13 protein-coding genes and 1 pseudogene are annotated in these 18,267 nt (G+C 43.1%); 3 read left to right on the forward strand and 11 right to left on the reverse strand.

Annotation, left to right across the window (positions count from 1 at the left end; all coding sequences use genetic code 11):
- Window positions 1–166 precede the first annotated feature (166 nt).
- From L4D09_RS16835 to L4D09_RS16875, 9 genes are all read right to left on the reverse strand, one after another.
- Window positions 167–1,819, reverse strand: a complete 1,653-nt coding sequence (locus tag L4D09_RS16835; protein ID WP_428458674.1) for a sulfatase family protein — start codon at window positions 1,817–1,819, stop codon at window positions 167–169.
- A 44-nt stretch (window positions 1,820–1,863) separates the two neighbouring features.
- Window positions 1,864–4,251, reverse strand: coding sequence for a beta-glucosidase BglX (bglX, locus tag L4D09_RS16840; RefSeq protein ID WP_428458675.1), 2,388 nt, complete (start codon window positions 4,249–4,251; stop codon window positions 1,864–1,866).
- A 507-nt stretch (window positions 4,252–4,758) separates the two neighbouring features.
- On the reverse strand, window positions 4,759–5,151 hold the full coding sequence (locus L4D09_RS16845; RefSeq protein ID WP_428458676.1) for a DUF2799 domain-containing protein: 393 nt from the start codon (window positions 5,149–5,151) through the stop codon (window positions 4,759–4,761).
- Between the two features lie 646 nt (window positions 5,152–5,797).
- On the reverse strand, window positions 5,798–7,090 hold the full coding sequence (locus L4D09_RS16850) for a hypothetical protein (RefSeq protein ID WP_428458677.1): 1,293 nt from the start codon (window positions 7,088–7,090) through the stop codon (window positions 5,798–5,800).
- A gap of 6 nt (window positions 7,091–7,096) precedes the next feature.
- On the reverse strand, window positions 7,097–8,947 hold the full coding sequence (locus L4D09_RS16855) for a vWA domain-containing protein (RefSeq protein ID WP_428458678.1): 1,851 nt from the start codon (window positions 8,945–8,947) through the stop codon (window positions 7,097–7,099).
- Window positions 8,940–9,908, reverse strand: coding sequence for a VWA domain-containing protein (locus L4D09_RS16860; protein ID WP_428458679.1), 969 nt, complete (start codon window positions 9,906–9,908; stop codon window positions 8,940–8,942). The genes L4D09_RS16855 and L4D09_RS16860 overlap by 8 nt, the downstream gene beginning before the upstream one ends.
- Window positions 9,902–10,366 carry a DUF4381 domain-containing protein gene (locus tag L4D09_RS16865; RefSeq protein ID WP_428458680.1) on the reverse strand — a complete coding sequence of 155 codons (465 nt, stop codon included), beginning with the start codon at window positions 10,364–10,366 and terminating at the stop codon, window positions 9,902–9,904. Before L4D09_RS16865 ends, L4D09_RS16860 begins: the two co-directional genes overlap by 7 nt.
- The gene (locus L4D09_RS16870) at window positions 10,359–11,309 is read right to left on the reverse strand and encodes a DUF58 domain-containing protein (protein ID WP_428458681.1); all 951 of its coding nucleotides are present in this window, start codon (window positions 11,307–11,309) and stop codon (window positions 10,359–10,361) included. The genes L4D09_RS16865 and L4D09_RS16870 overlap by 8 nt, the downstream gene beginning before the upstream one ends.
- Window positions 11,306–12,274, reverse strand: a complete 969-nt coding sequence (locus L4D09_RS16875) for an AAA family ATPase (RefSeq protein WP_428458682.1) — start codon at window positions 12,272–12,274, stop codon at window positions 11,306–11,308. Before L4D09_RS16875 ends, L4D09_RS16870 begins: the two co-directional genes overlap by 4 nt.
- A gap of 1,746 nt (window positions 12,275–14,020) precedes the next feature.
- On the opposite strand from L4D09_RS16875, the pseudogene L4D09_RS16880 reads away from it, so the two are divergent.
- Window positions 14,021–14,119, forward strand: a pseudogene (locus L4D09_RS16880) (L-threonine 3-dehydrogenase); the annotation flags it as partial.
- An 81-nt stretch (window positions 14,120–14,200) separates the two neighbouring features.
- Here L4D09_RS16880 and L4D09_RS16885 read toward each other — a convergent pair.
- A complete protein-coding gene (locus L4D09_RS16885) occupies window positions 14,201–15,808 on the reverse strand; it encodes an NAD(P)/FAD-dependent oxidoreductase (RefSeq protein ID WP_428458683.1) in 1,608 nt (535 codons plus the stop codon).
- Between the two features lie 173 nt (window positions 15,809–15,981).
- On the opposite strand from L4D09_RS16885, the gene fdxA reads away from it, so the two are divergent.
- Window positions 15,982–16,305, forward strand: a complete 324-nt coding sequence (gene fdxA / locus L4D09_RS16890) for a ferredoxin FdxA (RefSeq protein ID WP_428458684.1) — start codon at window positions 15,982–15,984, stop codon at window positions 16,303–16,305.
- Between the two features lie 85 nt (window positions 16,306–16,390).
- Here fdxA and rlmE read toward each other — a convergent pair whose 3' ends face one another.
- On the reverse strand, window positions 16,391–17,011 hold the full coding sequence (gene rlmE, locus L4D09_RS16895) for a 23S rRNA (uridine(2552)-2'-O)-methyltransferase RlmE (protein WP_428458685.1): 621 nt from the start codon (window positions 17,009–17,011) through the stop codon (window positions 16,391–16,393).
- A gap of 162 nt (window positions 17,012–17,173) precedes the next feature.
- Between rlmE and L4D09_RS16900 the strand changes: the two genes are divergently transcribed.
- Window positions 17,174–17,914 carry a TrmH family RNA methyltransferase gene (locus L4D09_RS16900; protein ID WP_428458686.1) on the forward strand — a complete coding sequence of 247 codons (741 nt, stop codon included), beginning with the start codon at window positions 17,174–17,176 and terminating at the stop codon, window positions 17,912–17,914.
- Window positions 17,915–18,267: the final 353 nt, after the last annotated feature.

Raw genomic sequence — 18,267 nt, forward strand, 5'->3', positions numbered from 1 at the left:
AAGAAAAACGGGATATCAGCAAAAAGGCTCCTATTAGGTTCCTGTGTTAAAAACAACACGCTAGAACACCAGAAGCCTTTCTCGATATCACGCCAACAGCAAGTAGTACGGTAAGGGATATTATTATTGACTAGCCGGGAGCAAGAGGGCCACCGGCTAGAATGACTTACTTGAAACTTTGTGGGAACAGCTCCTCCAAAGATGGGTTTGGATGACGATCCAGTGGTTCATCACGCCATTCTTTCAGTGGCGGAACAGCATACTCTTTCTGTAACTCAGCTAAACGTACTTTTAGTCGAGCAACTTCTTTTTTGTATGTAGGATTATTAATGGCATTGACCATCTCAGATGGATCCGCCTCTAAATCGTAAAATTCCCATTCATCACCTGGGTTATAGAAGTGAATGAGTTTATAACGGCCGTCAGACACGCCATAGTGACGAGCGACATCATGAAACCCTGGGAATTCATAATAGTGATAATACAGCGCATCACGCCAGTCGCTTGCACCGTCTTCACTCAGCAGAGGAAGGAGCGATTTACCATGAACGGCATCCGGTGTTTCCACGCCAGCCAATTGCAGGAATGTCGGCGCATAATCGATATTTTGTACCAGCTCCTCAACCACACTTCCTGGCTTTATAACCCCCGGTAGCTGCATGACGAGTGGCGTAGAGAACGATTCTTCGTACATAAAACGCTTATCGTAAAAGCCATGCTCGCCAAGGAAGAAGCCCTGATCTGAGGTATAAACGACCAAGGTATTTTCACTTAACCCTGACTCTTCAAGATAATCGAGAACTTCACCAACACTTTCATCAACAGCCGCAATCGTCGCTAAATAATCTTGCATATAACGTTGGTATTTCCATTCCGCCATCTGCTTTTCAGTCCAGTTGGCTTCATTGGCGTTCATGTGATCATTTCGAGCTTGGTAGGCAGCATCCCACTCTGCACGCTGCTCTTTCGTTAATCGGGCCAAGAGGTGCGGCCAAATATCTTCACGCCACTCGCCGTCACCTTCCGCGACAGTCATTTTAATATCATGACCATCTTGCGTATGGTCAGCAATTGTCATCGTTGTTTTGCTTGCCGCTTTTCGACCATCGTAATTATCAAAGAAATTATCAGGGAGCGGAAACTCAACATCTTCAAACATCTGTGTATGGCGAGGAGCTGGCATCCAATTACGATGCGGGGCTTTATGGTGCATTAACAGGGCAAATGGTTTCGATTTATTACGCCCTTCCTCTAACCATGCCAATGTTTTGTCTGTGATTAAATCGGTGGTGTAGCCCATTTCCATGGTTACGCCATCTGGCGTTATAAAATCAGGGTTATAGTATTCCCCTTGATCGTTGAGAATTTCCCAATTATCAAAATTAAAACCATTCGGAATACGGTTGATATGCCACTTACCAATCATTGCCGTCGTGTAACCCGCATCTTGTAGTGCGTTCGGCCAGTTGAACTGCGTGCCATCAAAAATTTGACCGTTATAGGTAAAACCATTTTCATGGCCAAACTTACCTGTCAACATTGCTGCTCGGCTTGGTCCACACAATGAGTTGGTAACATAAGAGCGTTGAAATTTCGCGCCATTCTCGGCTATACGGTCAATGTTTGGGGTTGGGGCGAGCTTAGAAACAGGATGACCATAAGCACTCAGTGCTTGTACCGCATGATCATCAGACATGATAAAGAGAATATTTGGACGTTCTGGCGTTGCTTCTGTACTTAGCTCCGTAGCTTCAACAGGGCCCACGGCATGTTGAGCAATAACACCAGCAACTAAACAAGATAAAAGTGCTTTTTTCATGAAAATACCCTTTAAAAAAGCCCGTCACTGACGGGCTAAATTTATTATTTTTCAACAAGTTCGAAACTGGCTTGCTTCACATTGTCAGAAGCTGTACCAACAAACACATCAAAGTTACCCGGTTCAACACCCCAACTCATGTCAGCACGGTAGAAGGCTAAGTCTGCCGGTGTCAGTGTAAAGGTGATGGTTTTCGATTCGCCTTTATCGAAATGCACTTTCTGGAAACCTTTTAGCTCTTTGACTGGGCGAGTGATCGAACCAACATGTTGGCGGGTGTATAATTGAATAACCTCTTCACCTGCATACTCACCACTGTTTGTCACTTGAACAGATACTGTTAGATCCCCATTTGTATCAAGGGTTTTACTGCTTAGCTCAATATCACCATAATCGAACTGGGTGTAGCTCAAGCCGTGGCCAAACGCATATAGCGGTGTATTGGGTGAGTCATCATAACGAGATTTATAGTGCTCCTGACGCTGATTCGGGTTATCGGCGAAGTAAGGACGGCCAGTATTCTTCTCGTTGTAATAAATCGGCACCTGACCAACAGAGCGCGGGAACGTCATTGGTAATTTACCTGATGGGGTATAGTCGCCAGACAGCACATCAGCTACCGCGATACCACCCATAGTGCCTGGGTACCAAGCATGCAAAATCGCATCAACGTTTTCGTCTGCCCAGCGAAGATCATTTGGTCGGCCGCTCATCACAACTAGAACCATTGGTTTACCAAGCTTCTTCAGCTCTTCCATCACTTGCTGCTGGTTACCAGGCAGGGTCAACTCAACGCGACTAGACGCTTCACCAGACATGCGCTGCTCTTCACCCATAACCATGACAATGACGTCAGATTTTTTCGCGGCAGAAATTGCACGCTTCATTTCTTTCTTAAGTGACGAATCATCGGCTGTAATACGCGGGATACCAATACCGTCAAGGGCTTTAATGTCCTCTTTCGAGGTGATGTAGTCGTAGCTTGCCCCTTTGGCATAATTGATCTTAATATTTTTACCAAAACGATGTTCGAAGCCTTCCAATACAGTTACTGGGTGCGACTTACGATCACCTGCTGCAGCCCAGTTGCCAATCATGTCTGATTTACTGTCTGCAAGCGGGCCAATCAAGGCAATAGACTTAATTTTGTCGTCTTTTAACGGCAGGGTTTGATTATCATTTTTAAGTAATACGAAAGACTTACGTGCAACATCACGTGCAGCGGACTGGTTTTCGTAGCTCAGAATATCTGTCTCAGCTCGTGTTTCATCATTATAACGATATGGGTCTTCAAATAAGCCTAAGCGCCATTTCATTTCTAGGATTTGACGAACAGAGGTATCAATCTTTTCTTCAGACACTTTGCCTTCAGCAACGAGCTCTTCAAGATAATTAATGTATAGCTGGCCAACCATATCCATGTCTGCGCCAGCATTAAACGCTATTTCAGCAGCATGTTTATCATCACGAGCATAGCCATGTGGGACCAGCTCATTGATAGCGGTATAGTCAGTGACAACAAAGCCTTCAAATCCCCACTGATCGCGCAGAACATCGTTCAATAATCGCTTGCTACCCGTTGCAGGGATACCGTTTAGGTCATTAAATGATGTCATAAACGTTGCAACACCAGCATCAACCATTGCTTTAAATGGAGGCATCTGGGTTGTCCAGAGCTCATGCTCTGATACATCTGTGGTGTGGTAATCACGACCGCCTTGTGACAGACCATAGCCAACGAAGTGCTTCGCCGTTGCCATAATCGTATCATCTTGGCTTAGGTCATCACCTTGGAAACCTTCAACCCGTGCAACAGCCATTGCGGTCGATAAGAAGACATCTTCACCTGCGGCTTCAGAAACACGCCCCCAGCGTGGGTCTCTTACTAAATCAGCCATTGGTGCAAAGGTCCACATAATGCCATCTGCAGAAGCTTCTTTTGCGGCAACGCGAGCGCTCAATTTAACCGCATCAAGATCCCATGTAGCAGCTTCACCAATGGACTGAGGGAAAATAGTTTTGTGCCCATGAATAATATCGTGGCCCACAATTAGTGGGATACCTAACCGTGTTTCTTCAACAGCGATGCGCTGAAGCTGACGGCCAAAGTCGGCACCATAAGCATTAAAGATTGCACCAACTTGCCCATCTTTAATTTGCTGCTCATAAGCTTCATTGACAAATGGCCCTGTTACATTACGAAAACCACTTTGCAGATCAAGCTGGCCTACTTTTTCTTGCAATGACATCTTATTGATCAAGCCGTTAAGGAAGGCATCCATTGTTTCTTTATCATCTTGCCAATGCGAAGATGACACAGGCGCAACGCGCTCAACATTTATCATGTCACTAAACATTATTGAACTTGCCATTACATAACCACCCATCGTCATACTAAGCGCTAGCAAAGTTGGCTTTAATACCTTTTTCATAACATTTCCAAAATCATCTTAAAATCAAGCAGGAACCAGCTGCGACTGTTATCAATACAGGCTTAAACAACCAATACAGCCATAACGTTTCGACTGTATTTATTGGTGTCACACCTACAAGAAACAGCATATTTGATTGATAAAATAGACAAAAATCATTATCCAATCAGTAGCAAGCTAAGAAATGCGTTCCAAATAATGACGCAAATGTTAGATTAATCGAATCATTTCGACAACGAGGTAATTTGAAAAATGAGACACTAACCCCGTTTAATCAGATATGGAGAAAGGGCTGGGATGAGTACGCTAAGGGAGGTCAATGGAATATACAAAAGGCAGGTCGGTATAAAAAGAAGGTAAGGCTATAAGTTATAAATAAAATCAAACAGTTAAACGAAAAACATTCATTCAATAAAACAATGCTGGATTGATCGCGCCTTACCGAGAGCGAAACAAACCAGCACTAGAGTTCGTTATAATATGCCACCTTATGAGTAAGGTGCCACATTAATAATCATACGATTCTTCAGTCGGCATGTATGTACCTAGTTCATTGTCATAATTTAGCTGATTAATTTCTGAATCTACCCAACCAATATTATATTGTTCCGCAAAATCAGGATTAATCTTGTCACAAGTACCTTGGTAAAAAATACCGCTTTGACCAACATCATAGCCATCTTGATTACAGAATGATTTTAATCCAGCAATATACCCTTTTCGATATTCTTGTAATTCGGCAGGCTCTAGGTGCTGCCCATCAAGCATTTGGCTGCCACGCATAGCCAAATCATAACCAAACTGCTCCCACGTTTCTCCTTCGTTAAGTGCAATGGTTGAAGAGCAACCTGCGAGTAGCAAGGTAATGCTAACAATCATTAGTTTATTATTAACACCCATAATCAACTCCTTAGWGAAACGGCTATTGTGCGATAAATAAATGTCAAATCACTTCTGTTTAAGACAAATGATTGTATGTCTGTAAAAGCAATCATTATTATGATTCAACATTTTATATAAATTAAATCAACGGTATGTATTTAACATATACCATTAAATTCAACTTCGCATTTAATTTAACTTAGCCTGCGACACGAATCGATAAACCATAGAATGCTTCATTATTGAGCTTTTCTTTTATTAATCCTTTTACTAGTTATTGAAACTTATCGAAATATCACTGTAACCGTTCAATAGCACCCTAACAAAAACGCAATTAAACCACTAAATATCAATTACTTAAGTAAAAATAGAGGCGCGAAATAAATATAATGCCAAACGAATCATTATAGAAATAAATTATTAAAGCCTATTTATTTCTACGAAATACCGCCCATTAAACATCAAAAAAAATAATGTATTTACACAGATTTACCTATTCAACGAAATACATGCAACAGCTAGTGATAGATTTAATTATATCAACCACTGATATCGACAAGAGAAAGTTGAACCTGTGCTGAATAAAAATAAAAAGGGTAACCGATGTTACCCTTTTTAAGATTGATGGCCTTTCTTCACACTGCCAACCTAGCTCTCGTATTTATTACGGCTCAATTGATGCAAAATCTGCAGCCTGCTTTTTTGATTTCTTTGTCGCCCTAAGTTGTACGATTAGCGCATCTCGCTCTTTTTTACCATCAGTCGGGTTGGCGCTATACAAAGCCTTAAGGTACTTTTGCATCAATGGATTACAAGCTCGCTTTACATGTTCATCAGCATTACGCCATGCACAAAGTACAGCTTGAGGGTTATTCTCTTCAAGTGCTTTTTGCAGACATTTACCCTCTTCTATTACAACCTTGGTTTGTTTTGGTGTCCGCGCTAACGCTCTACGGGCTTTGAATAGTAGGTATGATGTGACCAACCATAATGCGGTCACGAACAGCGTGATATAAGGCCAATAGCCTGCTACATGCGTTTGGTGCGATGACTGAAGGGCTAATGTCTGTGTCTGATTTGGCGTGATACTCAGCGTCAGGGATTCAACCGCTACGATATTCATTTCATTAATGTTGAGATCAAACCAAGGTATCGCAATCGCAGGAATTGTTAGTTCACCTTCAGTCCGAGGCACAATAACTTGCTGCAATGTAATACTCATACCACCGTCACGTCCTTCGAAATGCGGTCGTTCATTATAAACGTTAACATTCTCAGGGTAAGTCACAGGTAACTCAGGGAATGAGTCGATATCACGCCCTTTAATAAACAATGTTAATGTACGAGTAATTGATTCACCGACTTGTAAAGTCTCGGCTTCAGATGACCACTGTTGCTCCAGTGTCACGGATGTTGATGGCAACCATAAGCCATAGTAATTATCGGGCACCGCACGGCTTTCTAAATGTACGGGGGTCGCTTTACTTACCACTCGACGACGACTGCCATCTTCCTTAACTTCAACGTGTGCCAGCGATGCTCCTTCTAATCTTAATAAGCCCGTGCGCTCTGCCGAGACATAAAAACGATACGTTGAAACTCTAAACTCATCATTACCCACAAAATGATACTGATGATCTTGATTGCCACGCCGAACATTAGCCCCTTCCGCGCGTGGTGGCCTGATATTAGAAAAGTGCACATCAGCACGAGACTCAACCGTTAAGTTGTATTCGACCTCGGTTTCAGGATAAACAACATTATTTAACAGCTCCGCAGATAAGCGGATACCGCTACTATCAAGGTCATGACTGTCTGTAGCCGGCTCAGCTTGCTTTACTTGTACAGTAGATGAAGCTGGTGATTTAAAATCATCGGCCTCTATTTTCACCTCTGAGGCAAACACCGACGTATTTACAAGTAGGCAGTTAAGTAAGATAAATAATCTTTTGGTCATCTTGGATTACCATTCTATGTCGATTAGTTCAGAGGGCTGTTTGTTCTCAGCCTGCAACTGTAAAAGGTTTCTTAATAGCAACGTACGATCATCTTGTATTTGCGATAAGCGGTTGAGCACAGGGTTAACTTCACCAAGCTCACTGAGCTGATGTTTCATAGCTTCGATTTCTTCTTCTGAGGGGGTACCAAAGTCTACGTTTATGTCGCCAACACCAAATCTATCTGAATCGTATTCTCCTGATTCACCAAATTGTTGCTGGGGCGGTGAAGGATCACCTTCGGTATTGTCGGAAAATTGCTGATCTTGCGAACCATCACCGTGAGAGTCATTTCTTCCGGTGTTATCACTTGCACCTTGTTCTTCAGGCACATTTTCAGTGTCAGGATCTGTCTCTAGGTTATCCTCTCCACCACTTTGGTCTTCTTCACCGTTATCGTCTCTTTCTTCATCACCATCCCCTTCACCATCTTCTTGTTCATCAGGGTTACCATCTTCCCCCTCGATGCCCTGCTCTTCTTGCTCCTGAGCCGTCATCATTTCTTCAATGAGTACAAGGTTTGCCCTTGCCGAATGGTGTTCAGGATCTCGCTTAATCACGGCTTGATATTGGCTTACCGCTCCCTCTAAATCGCCAAGTTTCGCTAATGCATTACCGAGGTTATAGTCACTGTTTCCATCGGTTACTTGAGAAAAAGCGGCTACAGCGCCTTGATAGTCACCAAGCTCATATAACGCAGCGCCTTTCCAGGCAGGGCTTTCAAATGCCTCTGCTGCATATTGATAGTTTTTTTGTTGGAAATATTGATAGCCTTGCCGATCTGCATTTGTCCACAAGCTGCTCAATTCATTGGCATCCGCTTGAGAGATTGGCAATATCATTATCAGTCCTATTGACCAAATAACACCTCGACGAAATGCAAACAGCAACATACCCGCTAAAGGCCACAGCAACCAATAACCATCGTTAATAAATTGAGCGGCAAGGCCTTCTGAGAGATCCTGACGCTCTTCAGCACTACGCACTTTTTGTAGGTAAGCTTGCAATTGTTCGATATCTTCTTGAGAATGCTGGTACGTCAGGGCTATCCCGCCAGTTTGGGTTGCTAATGCCTGTAAACGTTCTGGCACCAACCGAGAAAAAATGGTCTGTCCTTCGGCATTTCGACGTATTTGCCCTTGCTCATCGTACAATACAGCCCCTTCTGGTGTGCTAATCGCGTACGTTGATAAGGCGTAGTCCGTATCGGTAAGTAGCTGCGCTATATTTCGCTTTTCCGCTGCACTCACACCTGAGGTTACCAATAAGATATCGCCGAAAGTGAAATGAGATTGGGCTAACAACGTGACTGCTTCTTTCACCCCAGCCGCGGCATTTTTTCCTGAGCTTGGCATCACTTCTGGTGATAGGTGCTGAATGTGGGTAAGCACGGTATTGTTGTCATGCGTAAGCGGGCTAATGATGTAACCTTCATCGGAGTATGCCACTAAGCCAGTGTAGCCTTCATCAATTTGCTCGATAAGATCGGTCACCTTAAAGAAGGCCTGCTGAAATCGGTTAGGCTGAATATCTTCGCCATACATAGCTTCAGACATATCCATGACAATGACCCTTGCGCGATCAAGCTCTGAAAGTGGCCGATCTTGCTCTCTCCAATGCGGACCTGCCAGTGCAACCATGGCAATAGCCCAGCCAATTGTCATCCAAAACCCAATATTACGGCGATGTAAAGCTGTACGCTTCTGTTGAAGATGAGAAGCCACCAGCCCTTGCTGTGACTTTTGATATTGAATCCACAAAAAAACAGGCGTAACCAGCAGGCCAAGCAACCATAAGGGAGAGAAAAAATTAATCATAACGTCTCCGATAGAAGGTTAATAAAGCAATAAGACTCAAAGTCACGAAAAGTGGGTACTGAAATAGGTCATAACGAGGCTGCCAAGTTTGATCGGTTTCTGAAACGGGCTCTAAGCCATCAATAAGTGAATACACATTCGCAAGCTCATCTTGATTACGTGCGCGAAAGTATTTTCCGCCTGTAAGCTCTGCGATATCGGTAAGTAACTCTTCGTCTAAATCCCAAGCAGGGTTGGTTTCATAGAGCTCACCAAATACATTTTCGACCATCATGGTTTCAGCCCCGAGGCCGACTGTGTATATGGTAACGTTACTGTCTTTGGCAAGCTGCGCCGCATCCATTGGCTCAACAGCGCCAATCGTATTGCTGCCATCACTCAGTAAGATCATCACACGTTGAGGGGCATCACTATCAATAAAGGTTTTAGTCGCGATTGCGACCCCTTCACCAATAGCAGTCATATAACCCACTAAACCCAGTGCCAATTGATTGATCTGCTGTTCAAGGTTACGAATATCTAAGGTAAGTGGCGTGTGCAAATAACCATGATCGGCAAACAGCACTAACCCAAGCCTGTCACCATCTCGACGACCAACAAAGTCAACAAGTACACTTTTCATGGCCGTCATTCGGCTAATAGGCTCACCATCACCAGTGCTCATGTCTTCGATGTCCATCGAGCCTGATAGATCCACCACCAGCATGACATCACGGTGCTTATTCGGGACACTGATTGGATCACCTAACCACACAGGGCGCGCTAAAGCCAAAAGCATAAACAGCCAAGCAAGCGTTACTAGCACTATAGGTACTTTGCTCACATGTTTGTTTTCATTGAGATCGCTTGGTAAACGGCCAAGTCTAAGTACGGCTTCAGGCTGAGCTTCTGCCATTAAACGGCGAGCCAGCCAAGGTAATGGAATAAGTAGCAAGAGACCTAAGTATTCAAAGGCTAACATTTGGCCTCCGTTTTAAGCTGGGTGATCCACTCTTGGCTTGCTGTAATACAGCTGTGCCATTGGCAATTATCGAGCGAATCCCCTCGGTACAAAGCCGCACTCCACTGCGATGATAGCGGCAAAAACTGTGGCGTAACGAGTTGCGCGTCCAGCCATTTTAACCAAGCCTCTCCGGTTAGCCCTGCGACCTCATTACGAGGAAAGTAGGTTAAGGCGATACGTCGTAGTAAATTGTCGAGTGATGGTAAATCTTGTTGTTCAGCAAGCTCTGATAATTGATACAGCGCCTTACGTTTGATTTGCTCTCGAACATGACGCCAAACAGCAACAGCGAGCACAATGACAACAATACATACCGCAATCCCAATCAATATCCATGCCGATAAGGGAAGTGGCCACCAGCTGGGCTCAGCAGGTATATCAATTGGTGCTAAATTGAGTAGCTGGGTGTTATCCATGTATAACCCCCAATTGCTCTAACAAAGGTTGCCCTGAAGAAACCGAATACAGCGGTGATTGGAGTTGGTTTGCCAGTTTTTTCAAACGCGCTTGATGCAGCTCAAAGTCTTGCTGCAATGCCGATAATGTCGATTGTCGGCCAAAATTAGCCTGTAATGAACGACGCTGGTCGCCTAGCCAGAATCGGCCTCGATAAGCCGTTTCACCTTGTTCGATGGGGTCATAAACATGCAGTAATCGTAAATGATTGTGCTGAGCAAGTTGCTTCAAACGTTTCTCAGATTTTTCAGACAGACTATTGAAGTCGCTTACAATAATCAGGTCACTACCTTTAGGGCATAAACGATGTAATTGGCTCATTGCGGTAAAAAACGTCTCTTTATTCGTTTCTCCCCGCTGTGACGACCCACTGTTCTGAGCAAGCTGTACATGAAGAGTGCGCTCTTGAACCCGCTTCATGGTATTCATGATTTGCAACGGGCCTTGCTGCCGAGCGGTTGGTATACAGTCTTCGACACGATCGTTGCCGATCACAACAGCACCGATACGATCCTTTTGGGCAACCGTTAGCCAGCAAATCAAACTAGCGATATGGGCTGACTGAACCGATTTATATAATAATTTGGTGCCATATTGCATGGTTGCCGAGAGATCAACAGCCACCATCACTGGACACTCTCGCTCTTCAGTAAACAACTTGGTGTGCGGCTTACCTGTTCTTGCCGTAATACGCCAGTCGATAGACCTAACATCATCCCCTGTTTGATAAGGACGTACTTCAGCAAAATCCATACCCCGCCCCTTGCCTGCACTGTCATGGTGCCCACTTAAGTACGACCAAATACTGCGTGCAGGGGGCAGCCAGCGGACTGACTGCTTTTGGTAGTGCAACAGCTCGGCCAATGACAGTGTTACGCCGTCACTATGAGCAGGGAGGGTCATGCGCTTGTCACCCATGTCAGTAGTTTCGACACAATCATATCTGTCGATACACCTTCTGCCTGAGCTTCATAGCTGCGTAATAGTCGATGACGAAGTACAGGATAGGCCATTGTCATGACATCATCAGGCGTAACGAAATCACGTCCATCAAGCCAAGCATGCGCGCGTGCACAACGGTCGAGAGCAAGTGTTGCGCGAGGGCTAACGCCCATCTGTAGCCAACTAGCCAGCTGATCGTCATAACGTTGTGGAGTACGTGTCGCCATGACTAAACGAATAATGTATTGCTCAATTTCTTCAGCCATATAGAGCTCAAGCACTTCTTGGCGAGCCGTAAAAATATCTTGCTGCGATAAATGTACTGGCTCATCGCCCTTTTGCCCCAAGGCTTCTCCACGGTTCAAGCGAAGAATAGCCAACTCACTGTCACTATCAGGATACTCGACTTGTAACTGCAGTAAAAAACGGTCTAGTTGTGCTTCAGGCAACGGATAGGTGCCCTCTTGCTCTATCGGGTTTTGGGTGGCCATTACTAGAAAGAGTTCTGGTAATGGGTAGGTTTTTTTACCGACAGTAATTTGCTTTTCAGCCATTGCCTCTAGCATTGCCGACTGAACTTTTGCTGGCGCACGGTTAATTTCATCGGCAAGTACCAATGAATGAAAAATAGGGCCTGCCTGAAAATCAAAACTTCCCATCTCAGGACGGTAAATATCAGTACCGGTTAAGTCGGCAGGAAGCAAGTCAGGGGTGAACTGCAAACGCTGAAAACTTCCTTCAATACACTCTGCGAGTACTTTTACTGCCCGTGTTTTTGCAAGCCCAGGCGGCCCTTCCACTAAAATATGCCCATCCGCAAGTAGCGATATAAGTAGTTGTTTAACCAAGTTTGGTTGCCCGATAACTTGAGATTGAAGATAGTCATTAAGAGACTGAAAAGTATCTGCTAGAGCATGGTTCTGCATGAAAGAAACCCCTGAATAAATCGCTTTCGAAACGTTTATATTAATTTCGGCAAGAATATCAATTTATCAGAGCGGTTGTAGAGGCTAAAAGCAGATTTTGTGAATGTTATCTCACAATTAGCTAAGCACCCCATTGCACCCGTTACAGTAGAAAAGCAACAAAAAAAAGATAAAACTTCTTATCATAAAACAATAAAAATTAGCTGCTAACGTCAATGGAATACTTCAAAAAATAGATAAGTATTAACAAAGGGAGGGGTAGTCGACGTGCAATCAATCATAAACAGTATCGGTGTTCAAAGCACCCTCATAACTCAAATTTATACAAGTTAACTTATAAGTTAAGCACATTGTTAAAATTTCATTTATTATTTATAGAATTAGAGAAGACTAAAATATAATTGACAAGCTTAAAATTATAGTTCAGAAATTGCTTTCTAACCAAGTCAAAATATTGCTTAACACCAAAATGTCATATACATCCACATCAAAATTATAAAGGCACTAATTCGCCCATACAGACTAATAATTGCTGCAACTTATCGCTAGTTAATATAACTAACAACTAAGAGCAAAATACAGTCAGCATGAAAAGTTAGGCATCTAAAATATATAATATTTCACATATATCCCCCTAAACCCTTGCCATAAAAGAAAAGTTCACACCAGCTGAAAAGCATAACTGCATAAATTTTAAGGCTTAACAAAAGTGCAATAGATGGAGTATTTTATTTTGGGAGTAATATCACATTAAATATCTATCTATTATTGAATAATTAGTCAAAACCATGATGCGCAGCAAGGAGGCTAGCATTGAAAAGTGAGATTTGTGACTGTCAACTTAAAGACTGTCCGATATGTGGACAAAATGATGATTTCCTAATAAGCACTGAAGAGAAAATATTTATTTGTATTTGCGGCTATAGCAGAGCACTTCCCGCATGTAGCTGCTTTAAATAAACTAAAAGCTCATTCAACACAGTAACCCATAAATATTTAGGAATAACCATGGCCGTTCTTATATGCCCATCTTGTAAAAAGAGGGCAATGTTTAATCGTATTCGCCGATCCTTATTACAGAAAGTAATAAGGAAAAAATATTATAAATATAGATGTACCCACTGTACAGGGATCGTACTTTCACATAGAGCCTATCGACATGTAATTCTGATAAAAACTGCTAAATTAGCAAAAATAAATGGTTTATCTAATTAATGGACGAGTTCGATGGAGTTGATATAGAGCTGACTATAAATCTTTATATTGAACATTTAATTAAATTAAACTTGAGATATGAAGATGCTATTTTGAATGATAATGTCAATGAATCAATATATTTAGAAGTGGTCATTGATAAGGCTGGCAAAGAGCTAAAACGAATATATTCACACGTTAAAAAGTAGCACTATACAACACAAACTTTAGTACATTCGATCAGATTATCTTTGCTATAAAACATAAAATTCACACCAAAAATTACGTTTTATAGCATATAATCGAATCGTTTTAGTTCAGTGATCTTTAAACTCAAATAACAGTACAAATATATACCTGTTGCAATACCTGTGCTTTCAACCACTCTGCCACCTATTCGTGTGTGCAATGAACAATACAAGCATTTAGTTTAACTATAATCCATAGCACTACTTCAACGCTTTGTGTCAAATGGCGTGCTAGCGAGGTCTCAGCTAAACCTGAGATCATCGTTAGTTTTAAGCTTTAAACAAGCTGACATAAGATAGAAGTTTAATATTGAGACCAATTATCACACATCACTTTAAGATTGATGATTGTCAAAAAGGCTTCAATGCTATGGGTCGCAGGGCTTTTAGGAAAGTCACTTGAGTAGGAATAGGGCTGGAGTAGAGGCAAACAAACTAAAAAAGGCCTAACATTGTCAGGCCTTTCGAATGGAGTGTTTATTCTCTATTTTTGCTCAGTCATGGCACGTGCTACGGCTTCAGCAACACGGATACCATCGATCCCAGCCGAGAGAATACCTCCCGCATAGCCAGCTCCCTCACCAGCAGGGTACAAGCCTGAGGTATTGATGCTCTGACAATCTTTCCCTCGCTTGATACAGATAGGAGAAGAAGTGCGAGTTTCAACGCCCGTCAACATGCCATCAGGTTTCGAGAACCCTTTGATTTTCTTCTCGAACGCAGGAATCGCTTCACGGATGGCTTCAGTCACATAATCTGGCACGACTTTACTCAAATCAGAAAGCGTTACACCAGGTGTGTAAGATGGCTTAACGTCACCAATTTTTTGACTTGATTTTCCTGCCAAAAAGTCACCAATGAGCTGAGCAGGTGCATGGTAGTTTTCACCACCTTCTTTAAATGCCAACTCTTCTAGTTTACGTTGCAACTCAATCCCTGCTAATGGGTGACCTGGGTAGTCCTCTTCAGGGGAGATTCCGACCACAATTGCACTGTTAGCATTACGTTCATGGCGAGAGTATTGGCTCATACCATTTGTTACTACACGTCCCTCTTCAGAAGTGGCTGCAACCACGGTTCCTCCTGGGCACATACAGAAACTATAAACACTGCGTCCATTTTTACAGTGATGGACTAATTTGTAATCAGCGGCACCCAGTAAAGGATTCCCTGCGTTATCACCAAAGCGACAACGGTCGATAGCACTCTGCTCATGCTCAATACGGAAGCCAACCGAGAACGGTTTTGCTTCCATAAAGACGCCTTGTTCATAAAGCGAGCTAAACGTATCACGCGCACTATGACCAACCGCCAAAATTACATGTTTGCTTTTCAGGTACTCACCCGTAGATAGGTGTAGTCCTTGGACTTGGTTATCGACAAGATCGAGTTTATCCACACGCGTACTAAAGCGGATTTCACCACCCAGCTCGATGATTTTTGCGCGCATCTTTTCAATCATGCCTACCAGTTTGAAAGTGCCAATATGCGGCTTACTGACATATTGAATCTCTTCTGGCGCGCCTGCGTCAACAAACTCATTGATCACTTTACGACCATAATGGTTAGGATCTTTGATCTGAGTATAAAGTTTGCCATCTGAGAAGGTGCCTGCTCCACCTTCACCAAATTGCACATTTGACTCGGTATTTAACGGCTTTTTACGCCAAAAACCAAACGTATCTTTTGTACGCTCACGCACAGCCTTACCACGTTCAAGCACAATTGGTTTAAAGCCCATCTGTGCTAAAATAAGCGCCGAGAACAGTCCGCACGGACCAAAACCGATAACAACTGGTCGTTCCTCTAACTCTTCAGGTGCCTGCGCGACAAACTTATAGCTCATGTCTGGCGTTTCTTTTACTCGGTGATCGTTAGCAAATTCTTCAAGCAACTGTGCTTGATTGTCTACTTCGACATCAAGCGTATAGATAAGCTGAATATTTTTGTTGTTACGGGCATCATAACCACGTTTAAACATAGTAAAGGACAACAGTTGCGCTTTTTTAATTTTGAGTTTTTCCAAAATGGCTTGTTCGAGCGCAAGCTCATCGTGATCAAGGGGCAGTTTGATGTCAGTTAAACGTAGCATAAGTTAAATTACTCTTTGTATATGCCGGACGGCCTTTCCGTCAGGGCAGGATAAGATCGAGATACGAAATTATGGGCAGGATTTTACACGATATCACTCACAAAGAAACTTGTGTTTTGAGGGTTATTCTCTAAAATTACGCCACACTCGATGAATGAAGATATAGCGTTTAAATGACTTTTGTAGTGACCGAGAACTGCATCAAATGCAAGTACTCCGACTGTGTGGCAGTTTGCCCTGTCGATGCCTTTTTTGAAGGCCCTAACTTTTTAGTGATCGATCCAGATATTTGCATTGATTGCTCATTATGTGTGCCAGAATGTGCAGCCGATGCCATTTATCAGGATACGGAAATACCGGATGATCAGGTTGAGTTTATCGAGCTCAACGCAGAACTCAGTAAGATTTGGCCTAATATTGTTGAGGTTATACCACCACCCGAAGATGCGGATGAGTGGAATGGCGTAGAGAACAAACGTCCAATGCTGGAAAGGTAATAAGCTCGGAAAGTTAAATAGGATTTCTCCCCTCGGCACATTTATCAAGGTACAAAGGTGTAAAAGGGGAGTTAAGTGGCTCGCGCTACCCTTTAAATCCTTTACCTACCACATATACCTCTCGAGAGCGTGGGCGTGAAGCAGCAGGCTTACGAATAATGACTTTGTTAAAGGAAGTTCGAACATCTTTAACATACTCTTCGTACCCAACGCCTTGGAAAACCTTAGCACAAAAGTTACCACCCGGTTTTAGGACATTACGCGCCATATCTAGAGCCAACTCAACAAGATACATTGAACTGTATTGGTCAGTCGTTTTTACTCCACTTAAGTTGGGTGCCATATCCGAGATCACCGTATCAACCCCTTTACCATCTAAGGTTTGCAAGATACGGTCATACACAGCTTCATCAGTAAAATCGCCCTGAATAAAGGTGACGCCCGTCATGCCATCCATATGCAAAATATCAGAGGCGATTACTTGGCCATTATCCCCAACGATTGGAGCAACAATCTGTGACCAACCGCCCGGTGCCGAACCAAGGTCCATAGCGATATCTCCTGGCTTAATAAGCTGATCTTTTTCATTAATTTCAATCAGCTTATAGCTCGCTCGCGATCGATAACCATCGGCTTGAGCTTTTTTTACATAAGGATCGTTAACGTGTTCATCGAGCCATTTCTTACTGGTTTTTGAACGTGCCATAGGTTGTTCGCCATGTTGGTAAAATATAGGGAGCGCTATTGTAGTCCTGTCCCGTTTTTTTGCAAATATCTCCTGACTTGCAGTGGTGACATTTTGCGAAACAAAAGAGTACAATCGCCTGCGAAGAGTTAGTAAGGCACAATATATGAAACAGGACCATTTATGAAACTGGATAATGCAAAGAAGCTGCATCAAAAAAAATATCGTGAGCAGTTTGGTCACTATTTAGTTGAAGGGGAGCACTTAATCCTCGAACTGGATAAAGCAGCATTGTCTCAGCCCTATCTAAAAAACACTATTTTATATGTGACTGATGAGTATCAAGCATGGGCACAGCAGCTTAATCACTCTTACACGATCACTGCTATTAGTAACAAACAGATGGCTGGACTGAGTGATACTAAAACGCCACAAGGTATCATCGCTTGTGTCCCTTTGCCTACCCAGACAGAGAGAACACCTCTGCAAGACGGTGAGCGCTGTATCTACTTACATGAGGTACAAGATCCCGGCAATCTGGGCACTATTTTACGTAGCCTAGCGTGGTTTGGTAACTTTCGCTTGTTATTAAGTAACAACAGTGTCGATCCCTATAATCCAAAAGTAGTGCGCTCAAGCATGGGGGCAATTTTTCACTTGCCTATCGAGCAAGGCGTTGAGCTAACTGAGTTAAATCAGCGTTTTAAACGTTTTGCCTATCTTGATATGCAGGGTGATAAGGTTAATACACCCCAATTTTCCGACTATGATTGTTACCTCTTTGGTAACGAAGCTCGTGGCGTACCTAAGCAAGCTTTAGCCGATTGTAACGCTCAGCCTTTTACGATTACAGGTAGCGGTAAGATTGATTCATTAAACTTGGCCAGCGCCGTTAATATATGCGTTTATCAGTTGTCGATATAAACGCACCATTACAACTGGTCGTACGTTGATTCCCCCCGATAAGAGCTAATATCAAAAACCATACTGAACAGCAGAGTTTACTTGTTTGACGCAAGCAGATATATGCAAGTTACGCTAAATCGCGATTTTTGGTTAGTAATGAGTAGCGAAGCTCATTTGGCAAAGATGCAAAAAAGCCGCTGATAAATCAGCGGCTCCTTCTAATGTGGCGGAGCGATTTTGGTATGGCAGGATTTTCAAATCCCTTTCGCTGCCACTAAAACGACGAAAGCCTCGACATTTCTGTCGAGGCTTTCTGAATGTGGCGGAGAGATAGGGATTTGAACCCTAGGAGGGTCGCCCCTCGCCTGATT

The organism is Photobacterium makurazakiensis (assembly GCF_050336715.1).
In the GTDB taxonomy this organism is placed as follows: Bacteria; Pseudomonadota; Gammaproteobacteria; order Enterobacterales; family Vibrionaceae; genus Photobacterium; species Photobacterium makurazakiensis.

What these genes read in the sequence shown, in the direction of transcription:
- L4D09_RS16835 (WP_428458674.1), bottom strand. Translation starts at nt 1,819, where the DNA reads ATGAAAAAAGCACTTTTATCTTGTTTAGTTGCTGGTGTTATTGCTCAA.
- bglX (WP_428458675.1), bottom strand. Translation starts at nt 4,251, where the DNA reads ATGAAAAAGGTATTAAAGCCAACTTTGCTAGCGCTTAGTATGACGATG.
- L4D09_RS16845 (WP_428458676.1), bottom strand. Translation starts at nt 5,151, where the DNA reads ATGGGTGTTAATAATAAACTAATGATTGTTAGCATTACCTTGCTACTC.
- L4D09_RS16850 (WP_428458677.1), bottom strand. Translation starts at nt 7,090, where the DNA reads ATGACCAAAAGATTATTTATCTTACTTAACTGCCTACTTGTAAATACG.
- L4D09_RS16855 (WP_428458678.1), bottom strand. Translation starts at nt 8,947, where the DNA reads ATGATTAATTTTTTCTCTCCCTTATGGTTGCTTGGCCTGCTGGTTACG.
- L4D09_RS16860 (WP_428458679.1), bottom strand. Translation starts at nt 9,908, where the DNA reads ATGTTAGCCTTTGAATACTTAGGTCTCTTGCTACTTATTCCATTACCT.
- L4D09_RS16865 (WP_428458680.1), bottom strand. Translation starts at nt 10,366, where the DNA reads ATGGATAACACCCAGCTACTCAATTTAGCACCAATTGATATACCTGCT.
- L4D09_RS16870 (WP_428458681.1), bottom strand. Translation starts at nt 11,309, where the DNA reads ATGACCCTCCCTGCTCATAGTGACGGCGTAACACTGTCATTGGCCGAG.
- L4D09_RS16875 (WP_428458682.1), bottom strand. Translation starts at nt 12,274, where the DNA reads ATGCAGAACCATGCTCTAGCAGATACTTTTCAGTCTCTTAATGACTAT.
- L4D09_RS16885 (WP_428458683.1), bottom strand. Translation starts at nt 15,808, where the DNA reads ATGCTACGTTTAACTGACATCAAACTGCCCCTTGATCACGATGAGCTT.
- fdxA (WP_428458684.1), top strand. Translation starts at nt 15,982, where the DNA reads ATGACTTTTGTAGTGACCGAGAACTGCATCAAATGCAAGTACTCCGAC.
- rlmE (WP_428458685.1), bottom strand. Translation starts at nt 17,011, where the DNA reads ATGGCACGTTCAAAAACCAGTAAGAAATGGCTCGATGAACACGTTAAC.
- L4D09_RS16900 (WP_428458686.1), top strand. Translation starts at nt 17,174, where the DNA reads ATGAAACTGGATAATGCAAAGAAGCTGCATCAAAAAAAATATCGTGAG.